This window comes from Geodermatophilus sp. CPCC 205506 (assembly GCF_051383635.1).
In the GTDB taxonomy this organism is placed as follows: domain Bacteria; phylum Actinomycetota; class Actinomycetes; order Mycobacteriales; family Geodermatophilaceae; genus Geodermatophilus.
On record NZ_JALPKP010000023.1, the window covers coordinates 1 to 17,750 of the forward strand.

Annotated in this window: 19 protein-coding genes; 8 read left to right on the top strand and 11 right to left on the bottom strand. The window is 73.1% G+C overall.

Annotation, left to right across the window (positions count from 1 at the left end; genetic code table 11):
* The 4 genes from MY520_RS14385 to MY520_RS14400 all read right to left on the bottom strand — a co-directional run.
* Nucleotides 1–837, bottom strand: an 837-nt coding sequence (locus MY520_RS14385) for an aldehyde dehydrogenase family protein (protein ID WP_436692842.1), incomplete at its 3' end; no start/stop codon positions are given.
* The gene (locus MY520_RS14390) at nt 834–1,181 is read right to left on the bottom strand and encodes a hypothetical protein (protein WP_436692844.1); all 348 of its coding nucleotides are present in this window, start codon (nt 1,179–1,181) and stop codon (nt 834–836) included. The genes MY520_RS14390 and MY520_RS14385, both read right to left, overlap by 4 nt.
* Entirely contained in the window at nt 1,168–2,736 is a 1,569-nt protein-coding gene (locus MY520_RS14395) for an FAD-binding oxidoreductase (RefSeq protein ID WP_436692845.1), read from the bottom strand. Before MY520_RS14395 ends, MY520_RS14390 begins: the two co-directional genes overlap by 14 nt.
* Before the next feature lie 2 nt (nt 2,737–2,738).
* Nucleotides 2,739–4,214, bottom strand: coding sequence for a (Fe-S)-binding protein (locus MY520_RS14400; protein ID WP_436692847.1), 1,476 nt, complete (start codon nt 4,212–4,214; stop codon nt 2,739–2,741).
* Nucleotides 4,215–4,344: 130 nt separating this feature from the next.
* On the opposite strand from MY520_RS14400, the gene MY520_RS14405 reads away from it, so the two are divergent.
* The 5 genes from MY520_RS14405 to gabT all read left to right on the top strand — a co-directional run bounded on the left by MY520_RS14405 (nt 4,345) and on the right by gabT (nt 10,015).
* Nucleotides 4,345–5,133 carry a FadR/GntR family transcriptional regulator gene (locus MY520_RS14405; protein ID WP_436692849.1) on the top strand — a complete coding sequence of 263 codons (789 nt, stop codon included), beginning with the start codon at nt 4,345–4,347 and terminating at the stop codon, nt 5,131–5,133.
* The gene (locus MY520_RS14410) at nt 5,130–5,840 is read left to right on the top strand and encodes a cache domain-containing protein (RefSeq protein ID WP_436692851.1); all 711 of its coding nucleotides are present in this window, start codon (nt 5,130–5,132) and stop codon (nt 5,838–5,840) included. The genes MY520_RS14405 and MY520_RS14410 overlap by 4 nt, the downstream gene beginning before the upstream one ends.
* Before the next feature lie 141 nt (nt 5,841–5,981).
* On the top strand, nt 5,982–7,532 hold the full coding sequence (locus MY520_RS14415; protein WP_436692853.1) for an APC family permease: 1,551 nt from the start codon (nt 5,982–5,984) through the stop codon (nt 7,530–7,532).
* Nucleotides 7,529–8,572 (top strand): LLM class flavin-dependent oxidoreductase, encoded by a 1,044-nt coding sequence (locus MY520_RS14420; protein WP_436692855.1) that lies wholly within the window; start codon nt 7,529–7,531, stop codon nt 8,570–8,572. The genes MY520_RS14415 and MY520_RS14420 overlap by 4 nt, the downstream gene beginning before the upstream one ends.
* 93 nt (nt 8,573–8,665) lie before the next feature.
* Nucleotides 8,666–10,015, top strand: coding sequence for a 4-aminobutyrate--2-oxoglutarate transaminase (gabT, locus tag MY520_RS14425; RefSeq protein ID WP_436692857.1), 1,350 nt, complete (start codon nt 8,666–8,668; stop codon nt 10,013–10,015).
* Between the two features lie 190 nt (nt 10,016–10,205).
* On the opposite strand, the gene MY520_RS14430 is transcribed toward gabT, so the two are convergent.
* From MY520_RS14430 to MY520_RS14440, 3 genes are all read right to left on the bottom strand, one after another.
* A complete protein-coding gene (locus MY520_RS14430; RefSeq protein ID WP_436692858.1) occupies nt 10,206–10,403 on the bottom strand; it encodes a DUF6186 family protein in 198 nt (65 codons plus the stop codon).
* The gene (locus MY520_RS14435) at nt 10,400–10,786 is read right to left on the bottom strand and encodes a hypothetical protein (protein ID WP_436692860.1); all 387 of its coding nucleotides are present in this window, start codon (nt 10,784–10,786) and stop codon (nt 10,400–10,402) included. Before MY520_RS14435 ends, MY520_RS14430 begins: the two co-directional genes overlap by 4 nt.
* Nucleotides 10,787–10,981: 195 nt before the next feature.
* Nucleotides 10,982–12,190 carry a saccharopine dehydrogenase family protein gene (locus MY520_RS14440; RefSeq protein WP_436692861.1) on the bottom strand — a complete coding sequence of 403 codons (1,209 nt, stop codon included), beginning with the start codon at nt 12,188–12,190 and terminating at the stop codon, nt 10,982–10,984.
* Nucleotides 12,191–12,299: 109 nt separating this feature from the next.
* Between MY520_RS14440 and MY520_RS14445 the strand changes: the two genes are divergently transcribed.
* The 3 genes from MY520_RS14445 to MY520_RS14455 all read left to right on the top strand — a co-directional run bounded on the left by MY520_RS14445 (nt 12,300) and on the right by MY520_RS14455 (nt 14,577).
* Nucleotides 12,300–13,808, top strand: a complete 1,509-nt coding sequence (locus MY520_RS14445; protein ID WP_436692863.1) for an APC family permease — start codon at nt 12,300–12,302, stop codon at nt 13,806–13,808.
* Nucleotides 13,805–14,230: a universal stress protein gene (locus tag MY520_RS14450; protein WP_436692865.1), complete on the top strand. Its 426-nt coding sequence runs from the start codon at nt 13,805–13,807 to the stop codon at nt 14,228–14,230. The genes MY520_RS14445 and MY520_RS14450 overlap by 4 nt, the downstream gene beginning before the upstream one ends.
* Nucleotides 14,231–14,337: 107 nt before the next feature.
* A complete protein-coding gene (locus MY520_RS14455) occupies nt 14,338–14,577 on the top strand; it encodes a hypothetical protein (RefSeq protein WP_436692867.1) in 240 nt (79 codons plus the stop codon).
* A 31-nt stretch (nt 14,578–14,608) separates the two neighbouring features.
* Here MY520_RS14455 and MY520_RS14460 read toward each other — a convergent pair whose 3' ends face one another.
* From MY520_RS14460 to MY520_RS14475, 4 genes are all read right to left on the bottom strand, one after another.
* Nucleotides 14,609–15,130, bottom strand: coding sequence for a pyridoxamine 5'-phosphate oxidase family protein (locus MY520_RS14460; RefSeq protein ID WP_436692868.1), 522 nt, complete (start codon nt 15,128–15,130; stop codon nt 14,609–14,611).
* A gap of 62 nt (nt 15,131–15,192) precedes the next feature.
* Nucleotides 15,193–15,471, bottom strand: coding sequence for a hypothetical protein (locus tag MY520_RS14465; protein WP_436692870.1), 279 nt, complete (start codon nt 15,469–15,471; stop codon nt 15,193–15,195).
* A 135-nt stretch (nt 15,472–15,606) separates the two neighbouring features.
* Nucleotides 15,607–16,023 carry an ester cyclase gene (locus tag MY520_RS14470; RefSeq protein WP_436692871.1) on the bottom strand — a complete coding sequence of 139 codons (417 nt, stop codon included), beginning with the start codon at nt 16,021–16,023 and terminating at the stop codon, nt 15,607–15,609.
* 237 nt (nt 16,024–16,260) lie between these two features.
* On the bottom strand, nt 16,261–17,652 hold the full coding sequence (locus MY520_RS14475) for an aspartate aminotransferase family protein (protein WP_436692873.1): 1,392 nt from the start codon (nt 17,650–17,652) through the stop codon (nt 16,261–16,263).
* Nucleotides 17,653–17,750 lie beyond the last annotated feature (98 nt).

The following is a 17,750-nucleotide window of genomic DNA, read 5'->3' on the forward strand; positions in this document are numbered from 1 at the left end:
GTTGAAGTAGCCGGCCACGGCGATCGCCTCGGCGGCGGCCTCGAGGTCGGCGTCGTCGAAGACGACGACCGGGGCCTTGCCGCCGAGCTCGAGGTGCACCCGCTTGACGTCGTGCGCGGCCGCCTCCGCGACCTGCATGCCGGCCCGTACCGAGCCGGTGATCGACACCATCTGCGGCGTGCGGTGCTCCACCAGCGCCCGCCCGGTGTCCCGGTCCCCGCAGACCACGTTGAGCACGCCGGCCGGGAGGAACTCGGCGGCCAGCTCGGCCATCCGCAGGGTGGTGGCCGGGGTGGTGTCCGACGGCTTGAGGACGACGGTGTTCCCGGCCGCGACCGCGGGCGCGAACTTCCAGACGGCCATCATCATCGGGTAGTTCCACGGCGTCACCTGGCCGATCACCCCGACCGGCTCGCGGCGGATCCACGACGTGTGGCCGGCCATGTACTCCGCGGCCGCCCGGCCCTCGAGGTTGCGGGCCGCGCCGGCGAAGAACCGGATCTGGTCGACCATCGGCGGGATCTCCTCGGTCGCCGTCAGGCCGAGCGGCTTGCCGGTGTTCCGGCTCTCCAGCGCCACCAGCTCGTCGGCGTGCGCCTCGATCGCGTCGGCGAGCCGGAACAGCGCCAGCGAGCGCTCCGACGGCGTCGCGTCGCGCCAGCCGTTGAAGGCGCCGGCCGCGGCGGCGTAGGCGCGGTCGACGTCCTCGGCGCCGGACACCGGCGCGGTGGCGAACACCTCCCCGGTGGCCGGGTCGACCAGGTCCATCCGGCGGCCGTCGGTGGCGTCGACGTGCTGCCCGCCGACGAAGTTGCGCAGCTCCAGCTTCTCGCTCATGCGGATCCCTCTCCGGAGGACGCGGTCTCGGCCTCCACCTCGGCCAGCAGTTCCGACCCGGTGACCACCCTGGACGCGAAGTGCTGGTGCATCCAGTGCAGGTGGTCGTGCCGGCTGCGCATGATCCGCAGCGTGTCCCAGTTGGGGAAGACCTGCTGCAGCACGTGCCGCTCCATGAGCCGCGGGTCCACCTCGTAGACGTGCTCGAACGTGGTCTGCGCGACCTCGCTCACCCGCACCGGCGACGGCGGGGTGTGCTGCTCGGCGAAGCGGTACGGCGCCGCGGCCGGCGGGCCGGCCGGCGCGCCGTCGGCGGTCACGGGCGGGGCGTCATCGGTGGGCATCGGTGCTCCGGTCGTAGGCCCGGTCCAGCAGGTACTTGCCCGGGTTCATGATGTTGTTCGGGTCCAGGACCCGCTTGACGTCGAGCATCACGTCGAACCCCCGGCCCAGCTCCTGGGGCAGCAGGTCCACCTCGCCCTCGCGGCAGGAGCCGTGACAGGCGCTCATCGAGCCGCCGGAGGCGATGGCCACCTGGGCGATGGCCCGCTTGGCCTCCACCCACGCCGCCCAGGCCGCCTCGTCGAGCCGCTGCTCCCAGATGCCGACGTCGATCTCGGTGAGGTAGTCCACGCCGGTGGAGGTGTTCGTGTAGGCGAACATGCCCCAGTCGTCGAAGACGTCGGTCCGACGGCGCAGGTCGGCGAGGATCTCGTGCCACGCCCGGGAGACCGCCGGCAGGTTGGCGAAGGTGATCGAGGCGTCCTCGCAGTGCCAGGACATCGGGATCACCTGGCCGTCCTTGGTGCGCCCGTGCAGCGGGGTGGCGTACCGGTCGTGCCGGGCGGCCCAGTCGCCCTCGGAGATCTCGTCGCCGAGGTACCGGGCGCCGTGCTCCTTGGCGATCCGGAACAACCGCCTGCCGCCGGCCCGCACCTCGTCCTCGTAGCCGTACATGACCGCGCAGACCAGGGCCCGGACGTCGGCCGGCTGGGGGATGTAGGCCTCGTCGTCCCGCCGCAGGTAGGCGACCTTGTGCTCGTCGAAGAGCACTGCCCCGGCGAACGTGGCCACCCCGGCCCGGGCCAGCGCCCCGGTGCAGGCGTGCGCGTCGTCGTAGTTGTCGAAGGCCCAGAACGGGGAGAGCTCGGCCTCCGGCTTCGGGAACAGCTTGAGCGTCGCCCGCGTCGCGATGCCCAGGGTGCCCTGGTGGCCCATGAACAGGTGCTTGAGCTGGTAGCCGCTCGAGCTCTTGCTGATCTGCTGCCCGATGCCGTCGCCGACGTGCAGCACGTCGCCGGTGGGCAACACGTGGTCGAAGCTGAGCACCAGGTCCCGGGTGTGCCCGTAGCGGGAGCCGATCAGCGACCAGCCGCTGGTGCCGATCCGCCCGCCGACCAGCGAGCACGGGTAGGACGCGGGGTCGTCGGGGTAGAACAGCCCGTGCGGGGCCAGCCGCTCGTTGAGCTTGAGCATGTTGATGCCGGTGCCCACGGTGACCGTGCGGTGGACCAGGTCCAGCTCGTGGATCTGGTTCATCTTCTTGACGTCGACGACGATGCCGCGGTGCATCGGCACGGCGCCGTCGGTGAGCCCGGTGCCGCCGTCGCGCGGGACGACCGGCACCTTGAGGTCGTTGGCGATCCGCACCACCTGGGCCACCTGCTCGGTGGACGTGGGCATCACCACGACGTCGGGGACGCGTTCGGACCAGCGGTGCACGGGGAACGGCGCCGGGACCCGCGCCCGGTTGTAGCGGTCGGTCTTCGCGAGCAGGACCTGGTCGTCGGCGAGGACCCCGCGCAGTGCGGTGACCAGGGTGGCCAGGCGCTCGTCGCTCAGCGGCGGCGTGGTGAACGGCTCGTTGGTGAACGGCGTGGCGCCGAAGGTGGTGGTCATGGTCAGTGCCCGCCGCATCCGCAGCCGCCGGCCCCGTTGCCGCAGCCGCCACCGCACCCGCCGCCGGTGCCGCGGGTCCGCCGGGCCCGGCCGGGGACGCCGGTGCGCTCCTGGGCCAGCCGGCGGTCGCCGACGTCGCCGCGGGAGCCGCCGACGTCGATGCCGAGGGACTGGGCGAACAGCTCGTGCAGGTCGACGACGTCGATGTCCTGCGCGTCGCCGGCCTCCGAGAGCGGCCGCTCCGACCAGGGGCAGGCGCTGACCAGGGTGTCGACGTCCAGCTCGGCCGCGCGCTCCAGGCGGGCCGCGCTGATCCGGGCGGTCAGCTCGGGCTTCTCGATCGGGAGCCCCCCGCCGCCGCCGGAGCAGTAGGACCACTGCGTCACCCGGTCGACGTCCTCGAACCGCAGTCCGGGGATGGCCCGCAGCAGCTCGCGGGGCTCCTGCCAGATCCCCTTGCGCTTGTTGAGCCGGCACGGGTCGTGGTAGGTGATCGCCCGGTCCACCGGCACCGAGGGCGTGAGCCGGCCCTCGCGCAGCAGCTGGGCCAGCACGTCGAGCACCAGCACGACCTCGATGTCGTCGAACTCCTCGCCGAAGTACCTGGGGTAGTCCTCGGTGAAGCTGATGTAGTCGTGCGGGTCGAGCACCAGCACCCGCCGGGTCCCGGTGGCGCGCCAGTCGTCCAGGTTGTGCCGGGCGAAGCGCTGGGCCTGCTCGGCGTAGCCCATCTCCGCGGCGGGGCCGCCGCAGCACCACTGCTCGCGCATGAGGCCGAACTCGTACCCGGCGAGCTGGAGCACCTGGGCGACCGCGCGCGGCACCGACGTCCGGTAGAACGCGGCCTCGCAGTCGACGAACAGCACCGTCTCCCCGCCGATCGGGAGATCGAGCCCCTCGGCCCAGCTGCGCACCGTCTCCTGGCCGACCGGCGTCTCGCCCAGCACCGGCTCGTGGGTGCGCAGGTCGGTGCGCTCGTTCCAGCTCTGCCAGTTCGGCTGGTGCACCCCGCTCTCCACCGCCAGGGACCGGACCGCCTTGACCACGTCCACCGTGCGGGTGCGGAACCGGTAGAAGTCGCCGGTGAACAGCGTGTTCGGACAGCGCAGCTCGCAGGCGCCGCACTGCGTGCAGTTGACGTAGTCGGCGGCGATGTCGGCGATGTCCAGCTCGCCGCGCTCCATCGCCACGACGTTGGCGTGGAAGGCCGTGGGCGTCCACGACTCGTTGCGCTCGACCTGGGTGACCGGGCAGACCTCGCGGCAGAACTTGTGCCCCGAGGAGAAGCAGTTGTACGAGGTGTTGCGCCACTGCTCGACGAACGCCGCCGTCTTCGGGTCGGTGCGGGGCGGCGGTACGGGTCCGGCCAGCGTCTCCGGGTAGCTCGTCAGCTCCGGCGGGTTGGACGGGACTCCGGGCGTGAAGGGCACCGACAGCGCATCGGCCTCGGGCACCCGCTCGGGCTGCACCTGTGTCACGGATGTGCTCCTCGTCACTCTCGAGGCAGGGTGCGGCCACGCTAACGGGGCAAACCTATGGGATCAATGGTTAACCGCTCGGGGTATCCGAGGGCAGACTGGGCGGCTCGGACGGCGGGAGGCGGACGCGGTGCAGGTGCTCAGCGGTGACGCCCGCCGGGCGGTGTTCGCACCGCTGCACGACGGCGCCCTGCGCAGCGAGGCCGTCGTCCGCCGGGTGGGCAGCGCGATCGCCCTCGGGCTGCTCGGGGACGGCGAGCAGCTGCCCTCGGAGACCGACCTCGCGACGATGCTCAACGTCTCGACGGTGACCCTGCGCGACGCGTTGGCCGAGCTGCGCGCGCTCGGCCTGGTCGACACCCGGCGGGGGAGGGGCGGTGGCAGCTTCGTCCGCTCCCGCGACGACGCCCTCGCCGAGCTCGCCGACGCCCGGCTGACCGAGCTGGGCACCGCCGACCTGCGCGAGCTCGGCGACGTCCACGCCGCGGTCGCCTCCGCCGCCGCCCGGCTCGCCGCCTCCCGCGCCTCGGCCCGCGAGATCGCGCGGCTGCGCGAGATCGTCGACCGGCTGGCGCGGGAGGAGACCCCGACCGGGCAGCGCCGGGCCGACGGCCGGTTCTACGTCGAACTGGCCGCCTGTGCCCAGTCGGTCCGGCTGACGATGCAGGAGATGGACCTGCACCTCGAGCTCGGCCAGCTGCCCTGGCCCCCGGCCTCGGACCCGCGGCTGCTCGCGGTGGTGGTCGCCGGCCACCGGGCCGTCGTCGACGCGATCGACGCCCGCGACCCCGCGCGGGCCCGCGAGCTCGCCGCCGAGCACGTGGACACCCGCACGGCCTGGTCGGTGGACCTGTGCCTGCGCCGGCTGCGTGCCGCCGGCGGCCCCGCGGTGGCGTCGGGCGCGGAGGTGGCCGGGTGACCGCGGCGGGGACGGCGCTGCTGGCCGCGGACGTGGCGGCGGTCGTCGAGGAGGTGTTCGCCGAGGTGCACCGGCTGCAGGCGGCCGCGCTGCCGGTACTGCGCGACCCGGCGGGAACGGGCGCGGACCGGCTGGAGGAGGCGGTCCGCGAGCTGCTCGGGACGCCCGGCCAGCTGGCGGTCGGGCTGGGGCTGATCGTCGCCCCGAGGCCGGAGGACGGCGTCGGCCTGCGCCTGCTCTGGTGGCAGGTCGACCCGGCCGGCGGGCGGCTGGGAGCGCTGCACCCCGACCTCCGCCCGTCCAGCCTCGGCTTCTACGACTACACGTCGACCGAGTGGTTCGACGTCCCGCGGCGCACCGGCCGGCGGCACGTCGTCGGCCCCTACGTCGACGTCCACGGCACCGGCCGCTACCTGTTCACGCTGACCGAGCCGGTGCTCGACGGCGGGCGGTTCCTCGGCGTCGTGGGCGCCGACGTCCCCGTGAGCCGGTTCGAGACCCACCTGCTGGGCCTCCTCGGTGCCGACGTGCCCGCGTTCGTGCTCGTCAACGACGAGGGCCGGGTGGTGCTCTCGACGTCGGCCACCCGGCTGGTCGGCGCGCTGCTGCGGCCCGGCGTCGACCTGCCCGGCGACGGGGTGCCGGTGGCCGGGGTGCCCTGGCGGCTGCACGCCGTGGACGGCGACGACGGGCTGCCGACCGGCTGACCGCGAGGCGCGGCGACGAGCCGCTCAGCGGCCCCTTGCCTCCTTGAACTATGGGTCTATAGGTTTCGCCGCGTCATGTGAGCTGGAGCACAGCCTCGGCGCTGAGGGGGACCGGGGCTCCGCCGATCCCAGGAGATGTCGGTGACCACTTCCGCGCACCACCCCCGGGCCTCCTCGGCCGACGAGGAGCAGCTCGCCGCCCTCGGCTACTCGGGGGAGTTCGAGCGCAGCATGGGCCTGTGGGCCAACATGGCCCTCGGCTTCACATACCTGTCCCCGCTGGTCGGCGTCTACTCGCTGTTCGCCTTCAGCCTCTCCATCGGCGGCCCACCCGCCATCTGGTGGATCGTCATCGTGGGCATCGGCCAACTGCTCGTCGCGCTGGTCTTCGGTGAGGTCGTGTCGCAGTACCCGCTGGCCGGTGGCATCTACCCGTGGACCCGGCGGCTGTGGAACCGGCGCTACGCCTGGATCGTCTCCTGGGTCTACATCTGGGCGGTCATCGTCACGATCACCGCGGTCGCCGAGTTCGGTGGCGGCTTCGTCGCGGCGCTGTTCAGCGTCGCCGCCACCCCCGGCGTCGTCCTCCTCACCGCGGTCGGTCTGCTCGTCGTCGCGTTCCTCGCCAACGTCAGCGGCACCCGCACCCTGGCCCGCGTCGCGAAGATCGGTCTGGCCGCCGAGCTGATCGGTGTCGTCGCCCTGGGCCTGTACCTGCTGCTGTTCCGGCGGGAGCAGCCGTTCTCGGTCTTCTTCGACGCGATGGGGGCCGGGGGCGACGAGGCGTACCTGGCCACCTTCCTGGCCGCCTCGCTGTCCGGGCTCTTCCTGTTCTACGGGTTCGAGGCCTGCGGGGACGTGGCCGAGGAGGTCTCCGACCCCACCCGGCGGATCCCGAAGGCCATGATCCTCACGATCGTGGTCGGAGGCGTCTCGGGCCTGCTGTCCTACGCCGGCTACGTGCTCGCCGCCCCTGACCTGCAGGCCATCGTGAACGGCGAGAACGCCGATCCGATCCCGGGCATCCTCGAGAGCTCCCTCGGCACGGTGGGGTCGAAGATCTTCCTCGTCGTCATCGTCACGGCGTTCATCTCCTGCGTGCTGTCCCTCCAGGCGGCCGGCAGCCGGCTGCTCTACTCCTTCGGCCGGGACCGGATGCTGCCGGGCAGCCGCTGGCTGGCGCACTTGCCCGAGCGGAACGCGGTGCCGATCAACGCGTTGATCGTGGTCAGCGTCGTGCCGATGCTGATCTGCCTGTTCGTCTTCTGGCGGCCCGACAACCTGGCCCGCGTCACCGCGTTCGCCGTCTGCGGCATCTACATCTCCTTCCAGGCCGTCGTCCTGGCCGCGCTGCGCCAGCGGCTGCGCGGCTGGCGGCCGGCCGGGCTGTGGAACCTCGGCAGCTGGGGTCTGGTCGTCAACGTCGCCGCGCTCGCCTACGGCCTGTTCGCGATCTACCTGCTCATCCGCCCCGGCGACGCCGACGCCTTCCTCGACCGCTGGATCGTCGCGATCGGCGTGGGGATCGTGCTGGTCGCCGGCCTGCTCTACCTCGCGATCGCCCGGCCCGACCGGCACTCCGACGGCGTCCCGGAGGGCGATGCGATCGAGGTCGCCGCTCACCTCCAGCAGATCCGGCGCGGGGCCGGGAACGCCCCGTCGTCCACCGTCCCGAGTGAGGAGATCCGATGAAGTTCAGCTACGCGATGCTGCCCGACTACCCCCTCGAGGAGTCGCTCCGGGCGATCAAGCTGGCCGACGAGCTCGGCTTCCATGCCGTCTACGCGGCCGACGAGACCTGGCACAAGGACCTCTGGCTGCTCTTCGCCGCGGCCGCGGCGCAGACCTCGCGGATCCGGATGGGGCCGAGCGTGTCCTCGGTGACCCTGCGGGAGCCCACCCTGATCGCACAGGCGGCGGCCACCCTCGACGAGCTGACCGGCGGCCGCGCGGAGGTGGTGCTCTCCAGCGGCAACTTCGGCCTGCTCGCCGAGTACAAGATCGACTGGACGACGACCAAGCCGTTGTCGCGGGTCATCGAGGGCGTGCACGTCATCCGCACGCTGCTCGACGACGGCGCGATCACCTTCGACGGCGAGTTCTTCCGCTACGACGGCCTGTTCACCTTCGCCCGCCCGGTGCAGGAGCGGGTGCCGGTGAAGATGGGCGCGATGCGCGGACCGCGGTCGTTCGAGGCGGCGGCCGAGCACTCCGACGGCTGCCATCACGCGCTGAGCTACACCCGCGCGGCCTACGACTACGCCGCCGAGCACCTGCGGATCGGCGCCGAGAAGGCGGGCAAGGACTGGACGACGCTGGACTTCGGCGCCTGGGTGGTCGTGGCGGTGGGCCGGGACTCCGCGGCCGCGAAGGACGCCGCCCGCAGCATGGTCGGGATCTACGCCTCCTCCATGCCGGCCGAGCAGCTCCAGCGCAACGGCGTGGACCCCGACAGCCTCAAGCCGATCATCGACGCGATCGGCGGCGGGGACCTCGCCAAGGGCATCGAGCTGACGACGCCGGAGCTCGCGGAGAAGCTGTCGTTCGCGGGCACCCCCGAGGAGGTCACCGCGAAGATCAAGGAGATCGAGCCGGCCGGCGTCAACCACCTCATCGCCGCCATCACCGACGTCTCGATGGTGAAGGCCTTCACCGGCCGGGAGATCGCCGGCGTCGCCACCGTCGAGGAGCAGTTGCGGCTGATCCACGACGAGGTCATGCCGGCCTTCTGAGAGGACCACCCTTCCCCCCCCCACGCCTCGCATGCTCGGCGCGGGACCCTGAGGGGTGGCCGTTCCAGCGCCCCGCCGAGCCGAGGAGATCTCATGACGGATGTGCTGACCGGGTCCGCCCTCGAGCAGGTGCGCCGGCTGGTCACCGATGTGCCGGGCCCGCGCTCGCGCGAGCTCGCCGCCCGGCGGGCGGCCGCGGTGACCTCGGCCGTGGGCAGCGTGCTGCCCGTCTACGTCGATCGGGCCGGCGGCGGCGTGGTGGTCGACGTCGACGGCAACTCGTTCATCGACCTCGGCTCGGGGATCGCGGTCACCACCGTCGGCAACGCCGCCCCCGAGGTGGTCGCGGCGGTGCAGGCGCAGGTGGCCGCGTTCACCCACACCTGCTTCATGGTCGGGCCCTACGAGGGCTACGTCGCCGTCTGCGAGGAACTGGCCCGGTTGACCCCCGGCGACCACGAGAAGCGCTCGGCGCTGTTCAACTCCGGCGCCGAGGCGGTCGAGAACGCGGTCAAGGTGGCCCGGCACGCGACCGGGCGGCAGGCGGTCGTGGTCTTCGACCACGCCTACCACGGCCGGACCAATCTCACGATGGCCCTGACCGCGAAGAACATGCCCTACAAGCACCGCTTCGGGCCGTTCGCCGGCGAGGTATACCGCGTGCCGATGTCCTACCCGTTCCGGGACGAGCCGGGGATGACCGGCGAGCAGGCGGCCGCGCGCGCCCTCTCGCTGGTCGAGACCCAGGTCGGCGCCGGCAACGTGGCCGCGGTGCTCATCGAGCCGATCCAGGGCGAGGGGGGCTTCGTCGTCCCGGCACCGGGCTTCCTGCCCGCCCTGGCCGAGTGGTGCCGCGGCTCGGGCGCGGTCCTCGTCGCCGACGAGATCCAGACCGGCTTCTGCCGCACCGGCAGCTGGTTCGCCAGCGAGCACGAGCAGGTGGTGCCCGACCTGGTGACCACCGCCAAGGGCATCGCCGGCGGCCTGCCGCTGGCCGGGCTCACCGGGCGCGCCGAGCTCCTGGACGCCTGCCACACCGGCGGCCTCGGTGGCACCTACGGCGGCAACCCCGTGGCCTGCGCCGCCGCGCTGGCGACCATCCGCACCATGGCCGAGCAGGACCTCGCCGGGGCCGCCCGCGCGATCGAGGCGACGATGCTGCCGCGGTTGCGGGCGCTGCAGGAGCGCACCGGCGCGATCGGCGACGTGCGCGGCCGCGGGGCCATGCTCGCCGTCGAGCTGGTGCGCCCCGGCACGACCGAACCGGACGCCGAGCTGACCGCGCGCATCTCGCGGGCCTGCCACGCGCAGGGCGTCATCACGCTGACCGCGGGGACGTTCGGCAACGTGCTGCGCTTCCTGCCGCCGCTGGTGATCGGTGCCGACCTGCTGGCCGAGGCGCTCGACGTGCTGGACACGGTCGTCGCCGAGCACGCCGGGTGACAGCAGCGGGAGCATCGCAGCGAGCGCCAGCGAGCGAGGAGCGGACCGCGGCGCGGAAGCCGGCCATGTGATGGCCGGGTGACAGCAGCGGGAGCATCGCAGCGAGCGCCAGCGAGCGAGGAGCGGACCGCGGCGCGGAAGCCGGCCATGTGATGGCCGGGTGACAGCAGCGGGAGCATCGCAGCGACTGTCAGCGCGCGAGGAAGTGCACGCCCAGCCACAGCCAGGCCGCCAGGACCGCGAGGCGCCCGGGCAGCGTGCGCATGGCCGCGGCGACCGCCTCGGCGGCCGTGACGTGGCCGGCGGAGCGCCGGCCGGCACCGGCCAGCCAGACGCCGGCGACGGCGAGCAGCGCGAACCCCGCGAGGCTCAGGACCGTGCCGCTCACGGCCGGTCCCGGCCGGAGGGCCGGGCCAGCAGCCACCCGCCGGCCGCGAGCCAGCCGGCCGTCGCCGCGGCGCGCACCAGCGGCTGCGCCAGCACGGGGTCGAGCAGGTCGCTCAGGCTCGGGACGCCGGGCAGCGCCAGGACCGTCACCTCCCACGCGAGGACGAGCGCGATCCACAGCAGCCACGGCCGGCCGGCGCGGCCCACCGGTGGTGCCGTGGCACCCGACCGCGCGGCGAGGGCCACCGCCGCGACCACACCGCCGGCAGCGGTCGCCGCGAGCAGGGCTGCGGGAGTCAGCTCCCCGCTGACGGTCACGACCACGACGCACGGGACCCCGACCACCACCGGAACGGCCCGCCGCGCGGACCGGGGGAGCCCCACGCGTGCATGATCGTCCGGCCGGGAACCGGCGCGCCCGCCGTCCGCGGCGCCCTGGTGCCGGCCGCCTGCGCGGGGGACGGCGGGGGCCGGGCTGCTGCTGGGAGCGCAGCGGCAGCCTGCTGGCCCCGGCGCTGCTGCACCCGGCGACCAACGCGCTCGGCGCGGTCGCGGCCGCGACCGCCGGGCGGGCAGCGGTCAGCCGCCCTCGCGCAGGTGCCACGGCGAGCCGTACTCGGTGAGCAGGTCGAGGAACGGCACCGCGTCGAAGGCCTCGGGGCCCAGGACGCCGCTGCCGCGCCAGCGGCCGGTGGCCAGGAGCTCGAGGGCGACGACGGGGTTGACGGCGGTCTGCCAGACGACCGCCTGTGCCCCGTACTCCGCCATCGACCAGGCGTTGTCCACCACGTGGTACAGGTAGACCTGCCGCGGTCGGCCGTCGGTGCCGGTGCCGCTCACCCACAGGCCGGCGCAGGTCTTCCCGGACATCAGCTCGCCCAGGCCGGCCGGGTCGGGCAGCGCCGCGGCGACGAGGTCGCGGGGGGACACCTCGACGTCGCCGACCCGCACCGGGGTCGTGGAGTCCAGGCCGGTCTCGTGCAGCACCTTGAGGATCTCGATGAAGTGCGAGCCGAGGCCGTACTTGAAGGTGACCCGTCGGGCGTCGACCCACCGCGGCATGAGGAGCACCTCCTCGTGCTCCACGTTCACGCACTCGACCGGGCCGATGCCGTCAGGGAAGTCGAAGACCTCCGGCTCGCTGAACGGCTCGGTCGTGTACCAGCCGCGGTCGCGCTCCCACACGACCGGCGGGTTGAGGCACTCCTCGATCGTCGTCCAGATGGAGAAGGACGGCGCGAACTCGTGGCCCCGCACGGTGAGGTCGGACCCGTCGCGCACGCCCAGCTCGTCGATCTCGCTGAACAGGTGGTCGGCGGCGTAGCGGGCGAAGACGTCGGCGAGCCCGGGCTCGACGCCGATGCCGACCAGCGCCAGCCGTCCGGCGGCCTCCCATTCGCCGGCCAGCGCGAACTGCTCGTCGCCGAGCTTGACGCCGGTCTCCTCGAACGGCCGCTCCGGGTGCGGGGAGGAGAGCGACATGGCCATGTCGAGGTAGTCGACGCCGGCGGCGAGGGCGGCGCGGAACAGCGGCATGACGAACCGCGGGTCGGTGGCGTTGAGCAGCGCGCCGCAGCGGTGCTCGGCCAGCAGCGCCCGGACGGCGGCCTCGTCGGAGGCGTCCACCCGGGCGGCCACGAACCGCGGGTCACCGGCCACGGCGACGGCCTTCTCGGCGCGGGCCTGGTCGTAGTCGGCCACGACCAGGCGCTCGACGAACTCTCGGCGTGCGGCGATCGTGGTGACGGCGCTGCCGACGCCACCGGCGCCGACCAGCAGGATGCGCATGACCACCTCCGGGGAGTGGCGGCCACCCTAGCCACGAGTTCCGTGGTCGGACCAGGCTCCTGCGCACCAAACCCTTGCCGTGGGGCGCTGTGGCTGCGATAACCGTCGCATGAGCGCCGACCCCGCCGACTCCGTCGCCGACCCGGTCGCCGAGCCGACCCTCCGGCCGGGCGCCATCGGCTTCCTCGACGCCCTGGTGATCGGGCTGGCCTCCACCTCGCCGGCGTACTCGCTCGCCGCGATCATCGGTGCGCTGGTCGCGCTCACCGGGGTGAACACGCCGGGCGTGCTGCTGGCCTCCTTCGTGCCCATGCTGCTGATCGCCTCGGCGTTCGCCGCGCTCAACCGCGTGGACCCCGACTGCGGGACGACGTTCTCCTGGGTCACCCGCGCGATGGGCCCCTGGTTCGGCTGGATCGGCGGCTGGGCCATCACGATGACCGGCGTCCTCATCATCGGGTCGCTGGCCAACGTCGGCGTCGTCTTCACGCTGCGCACGGTGAACCTCGACTCGCTGGCCGAGAACACGCCGGTCGTCCTCGTACTGACCGTGGCGCTGATCCTTCTCATGACGTGGATCTGCGTCCTGGGCACGGAGCTCTCTGCGCACCTGCAGAACGGGCTGATCCTCGCCCAGACCGTCGCCCTGCTGGTGTTCGCCGCGGTGGCCATCGTCCGCGGCGTGACCGGGAACAGCCCGCTGGGCGGGCTCGACCCGGCCTGGAGCTGGCTCAACCCGTTCGGCGCCGGTGGGGCGGCCCTGACCGGTGGCCTGCTGCTCGGCGTCTTCGCCTACTGGGGCTGGGAGTCGGCGGTCAACCTGACCGAGGAGACCCGCGACTCCACCTCGACCCCGGGCCGGGCGGCGATCGTCTCCACCGTCGTCCTGCTGGTCACCTACGTCGGCGTCGCGATCGCCGTCCTCGCCTTCGCCGGCACCGACTACCTCGCGGAGAACGCCGACGAGGAGGAGGCGATCTTCGCGCTGCTGGCCACCGAGGTCATGGGCGGCTGGGACTGGGTGGTGCTGCTCGCGGTGGCGACGGCGGCGATCGCCTCCACCCAGACGACGATCCTCCCGGCCTCGCGCACCGGACTGTCGATGGCCCGCCGGCACGCCTTCCCGCGCCGCTTCGGCCACATCTCGCCGCGGCACCGCACGCCCGACGTCTCCACCTGGTGGGTGGGCGGCATCGCCAGCGTCTGGTTCGTGGCGGTGAGCCTGCTCAGCGAGAACGCGTTGTTCGACTCGATCACCGCGCTGTCGCTGCTGATCGCCTTCTACTACGCGCTGACCGGCATCGCCTGCGCCGTCTACCACCGCCGGCAGCTGACCCGCAGCGTCGCGTCGTTCTTCCTCATCGGGGTCGGCCCGCTGATCGGGTCCGCGCTGCTGATCTGGCTGCTGGTGCTGTCCCTCGGCGACCTCGCCGACCCGGAGAACTCCTACACCGGCCAGGCGTGGCTCAGCGTCGGGCCCCCGCTGGTGATCGGCGTCGCGATCTTCGTCGTCGGCCTGGTCCTCATGTTCGTCTGGCGGGCCCGGGACCGGCGGTTCTGGCAGGAGCGGCCGGGGATCGCCGGCGACCGCATCCACGTCGACGAGGACCTGCGGTGAGCATCGTCCTCGGTTACGACGAGTCGCCCGGCTCCCGCCCGGCGCTGGACATGGCCATCTCGCTGGCCGCCCGCTTCGACGAGCCGCTGGTGCTGGTCTACGGCGTCGAGCCGCCCGGCGGGCTCGGGGAGGAGTTCCAGGCCCACCAGCGGGCAGTGGCGGAGATGGGCCGGACGGCGGTGCAGCACGCGGTCGCGGAGGCGGACAGCGCCGGCGTCCGGACGGTGGTCGAGGTGCTGTCGGAGAAGCCGGCCCAGGCGATCGTCGAGGCCGCCGGCCGGCACGACGCCCGCGTGATCGTCCTCGGCACGCGGGGTGAGAGCCCGCTGCGCGGTGCGTTCCTCGGGTCGGTGTCGCACAAGCTGCTGCACGTGTCCGACCGGCCCGTCCTCTGCGTCCCGGCCAGGGAGCACGGCGCCTGACGCGGGGACGACGTTCCCGGGTGAACGCCGACGGTTCGCTCAGGGACGTCTTCGCCGCGCCGGCGCGTCGTGGGAGGCTCGCGGTCCGGACGGAACTGGAGACGGTCATGCCGTGGACCGCTGCGTGCGTCGGGCTCCGCACCCACCTCGGGCGCGCCCGCAGCAGGCGGATGGCGCACCGGGCGCTGATGCAGGAGCTGGCCGACTACGACACCCTCGCCGACCGCGACGAGCTCGTCGCCCTGATCGCCGGCCGCGGCCACGGCGACTGCGAGGTGGCCCGCATCCTGGCCGGTCAGGCGTACGCGGACCTGTTCCGCGACGGCGGTCCCGCGCTCCGGCACTGAGGGTGTTCCGCCGCCGGGTGCGGGCACCGGCTCAGCGGTCGGCCGACGTGCTCGGGAAGCGGTACCGGGTCTGCGCGAACCGGCCCTTGGCGAAGGCGAGCACCTTCGTCGGAGCCACCTCGAACACGATCGCGGCGCCGCCGTCCTCGTGCCGGAACGTCCCGTCCTCGACGGTGAAGTCCCAGTCGCCCTGGTACTTGCTGCGCCAGAAGTCGGCGAGGGTCCGGAGCGTGGCGTCGTCGGTGACCTGCACGGCGGCGCCCTCGACCACGAGGTCGAGCCCCACCTTCCACCGGTTGCTGCCGGTGGTGAGCGCCACGTGCGGGTTGCGCGCGAGGTTCACCGCCTTCTGTTCTCCGGCGCCGGTGCAGAAGTGGAGCCGGTCCCGGTGCCAGACGGCCGGCAGCGGTGTGACGTGCGGCCGGCCATCGCTGCGGACGGTGGAGATCCAGAAGAGCTCGGCGGTCTCGAGCACCTCGAGCGTCTCGGCCCAGGGCGTCGGAGGCGACTCCGGGTCACCGAAGCGGAGGTCCTGTTCAACTACGGGCTCCATGCCGTTTCTGACGTCCGGCGACGGTGCGATTCATCGGTGCGAGCGGAGCAGCCGGCCGGCGATCACTGGTTCGTGGTCGAGACGCCGTGACGCCGTCGCGCCCAGGCGCGGAAGACCAGCATGACGACGAGGTAGCCCAGCGCGCCCACGAGTCCCCACACCCAGTCCTGCAGCAGGGAGAGGAGCAGGAACAGCCCGAGTGCCCACGGGACCTCGCGGGCGATCGTCCGGCCGATCGGGACGCCGAAGCGGCGTTTCACCCATGCCTCGTTCCCGGCCCGCTCGCGGGCCGTTCCGGCCTCGTACCGCCGTTGCCAGGGACTCTTCTGGTCGCCCACCATGATCGTCACTGTGGGCGATCGCGCGGCGGTACGCCACCGCTGACCTGGGCAGACGTCCCCATGTGGGTCTCGGCCGTCTTCACGGCCGGGTGCCGGTCGACGCGCCCCCTCGCTGCGGTGGTCAGCCCCGCGCTGCTACCCGCCGGTGGAGGTGACCTGGCGCAGGAAACCGAGGTCGTCGCGATTGGCCCAGTGTTCGGCGATCCGGCCGTTCACCAGCCGGAAGCTGTGGTGGTGGGTCCACTCCACCGGCTTGCCGGTGGGCGCCACGCCGTGCAGGAACGGGATCTCCGATCCCAGGTGCGTCCCTCGCGCCGTGAGGCGCGCGACCACCCGGTCGCCCTCGGCGACCAGGTCATCGAGCGTCCACTGCCAGTCCGGCAAGGTGGCGTACAGGAACTGGAACACCTGCCGCCACCACTCCGGGCCGGCGCGCCGCCCGACGTGGTCGACGGTGTCCGGGGTGAACAGCTCGACGAGTGCATCGAGGTCGTGCGCGTTGGTCACCTCGACCCACCGCCGGATGACGGCCTTGTTCTCCTCGACGCCCACCGCCGGAGGCTAGCGCCGACGTGCCGATGCCCAAGGTGGTCCGAGGCATCGGCCTCGGGTGCCCGCGAGGGCTCGCCGGTCAGCAGCACGGCCATCTTGTCCAGGCACTGCTGGAGGCCGGCCCGCGAATCCGGCGGGCCTGCTCGGTGCCAAGGTCGCTCGGCGTAGATGATCATCGTCGGAGGGTCGCCCGACACACCGGCGGGCGTGACCGGCTGGCGATGATCAACGGATCCCTCAGAGCCGGGACCAGGCCTCCGTGAGCACCGAGCGCAGGATCTGCTCCATCTCGTCGAACTCGGTCTGGCCGCAGATGAGCGGCGGGGCGAGCTGCACGACGGGGTCGCCGCGGTCGTCGGCCCGGCAGTAGAGCCCGGCGTCGAACAGCGCGCCGGAGAGGAAGCCGCGCAGCAGCCGCTCCGACTCGGCCGCGTCGAAGGTCTCCTTGGTCGCCTTGTCCTTGACCAGTTCGATCCCGTAGAAGTACCCGTCCCCGCGGACGTCGCCGACGATCGGCAGGTCGAGCAGCCGCTCCAGGGTCGCCCGGAACGCCGCCTCGTTGGCCAGCACGTGCGCGTCGAGGCCCTCTTCCTCGAACAGGTCGAGGTTGGCCAGCGCGACGGCGCAGCTCACCGGGTGCCCGCCGAAGGTGTAGCCGTGCGGGAAGGACGCCGTCCCGCGCAGGAAGGGCTCCATGACCCGGTCGGAGGCGATCATCGCGCCGATGGGGGAGTAGCCCGAGGTCATCCCCTTGGCGCAGGTGATCAGGTCGGGCACGTAGCCGAACTTGTCGCAGGCGAACGTGCTGCCCAGCCGGCCGAACGCGCAGATCACCTCGTCGCTGACCAGCAGGACGTCGTGCCGGTCGCAGATCTCCCGCACCCGCGCGAAGTAGCCCGGCGGCGGGGGGAAGCAGCCGCCGGCGTTCTGCACCGGCTCGAGGAAGACCGCGGCCACGGTGTCCGGGCCCTCGGCGAGGATCCGCTGCTCGATCTGGTCGGCGGCCCACCGGCCGAACGCCTCCGGGTCGTCGCCGTGGACCGGCGCCCGGTAGAGGTTGGTGTTGGCCACGTGGCAGGCGCCGGGCACCAGCGGCTCGAAGACCTCCTTGAGCGCCGGGACGCCGGTGATCGCCAGCGCGCCGTGCGTCGTCCCGTGGTAGGCGACCGCCCGGCTGACCACCTTGGTCTTCTCCGGCTTGCCGGTCAGCTTGAAGTACTGCTTGGCGGCCTTCCACGCGGTCTCCACCGCCTCGCCGCCGCCGGTGGTGAAGAAGACCCGGTTGAGGTCGCCGGGGGCGGCGGCGGCCAGCCGCTGGGAGAGCTCGACCGCCGCCGGGTGGGCGTAGGACCACAGCGGGAAGAAGGCCAGCTGCTCCGCCTGGCGCGCGGCCGCCTCGGCCAGCACCCGTCGCCCGTGCCCGGCCTGGACGACGAACAGCCCGGCCAGCCCGTCGAGGTAGCGCCGGCCGCGGTCGTCGAAGATCTCGGCCCCCTCGCCGCGGACGATCACCGGCGGCGGGGTGTCCCGGTAGGCCCCCATGCGCGAGAAGTGCAGCCACAGGTTCGCGGTGGCCTCCGCGCCGAGGGGCTGGCCCGGGGCGGCGACGTCCTGCTCGGTGGTGGTCATCGCTGCGGATCCCGTCGTGCGGAGGAAGTCGGAGCGAGGGAAGCGTAGCGGCCAGCCACCCGGACGGACGACCCCGTCAGTCCACTGCGTCGATACGA

What these genes read in the sequence shown, in the direction of transcription:
- MY520_RS14390 (WP_436692844.1), bottom strand. Translation starts at nt 1,181, where the DNA reads ATGCCCACCGATGACGCCCCGCCCGTGACCGCCGACGGCGCGCCGGCC.
- MY520_RS14395 (WP_436692845.1), bottom strand. Translation starts at nt 2,736, where the DNA reads ATGACCACCACCTTCGGCGCCACGCCGTTCACCAACGAGCCGTTCACC.
- MY520_RS14420 (WP_436692855.1), top strand. Translation starts at nt 7,529, where the DNA reads ATGAAGTTCAGCTACGCGATGCTGCCCGACTACCCCCTCGAGGAGTCG.
- gabT (WP_436692857.1), top strand. Translation starts at nt 8,666, where the DNA reads ATGACGGATGTGCTGACCGGGTCCGCCCTCGAGCAGGTGCGCCGGCTG.
- MY520_RS14440 (WP_436692861.1), bottom strand. Translation starts at nt 12,190, where the DNA reads ATGCGCATCCTGCTGGTCGGCGCCGGTGGCGTCGGCAGCGCCGTCACC.
- MY520_RS14445 (WP_436692863.1), top strand. Translation starts at nt 12,300, where the DNA reads ATGAGCGCCGACCCCGCCGACTCCGTCGCCGACCCGGTCGCCGAGCCG.
- MY520_RS14455 (WP_436692867.1), top strand. Translation starts at nt 14,338, where the DNA reads ATGCCGTGGACCGCTGCGTGCGTCGGGCTCCGCACCCACCTCGGGCGC.
- MY520_RS14460 (WP_436692868.1), bottom strand. Translation starts at nt 15,130, where the DNA reads ATGGAGCCCGTAGTTGAACAGGACCTCCGCTTCGGTGACCCGGAGTCG.
- MY520_RS14465 (WP_436692870.1), bottom strand. Translation starts at nt 15,471, where the DNA reads ATGGTGGGCGACCAGAAGAGTCCCTGGCAACGGCGGTACGAGGCCGGA.
- MY520_RS14475 (WP_436692873.1), bottom strand. Translation starts at nt 17,652, where the DNA reads ATGACCACCACCGAGCAGGACGTCGCCGCCCCGGGCCAGCCCCTCGGC.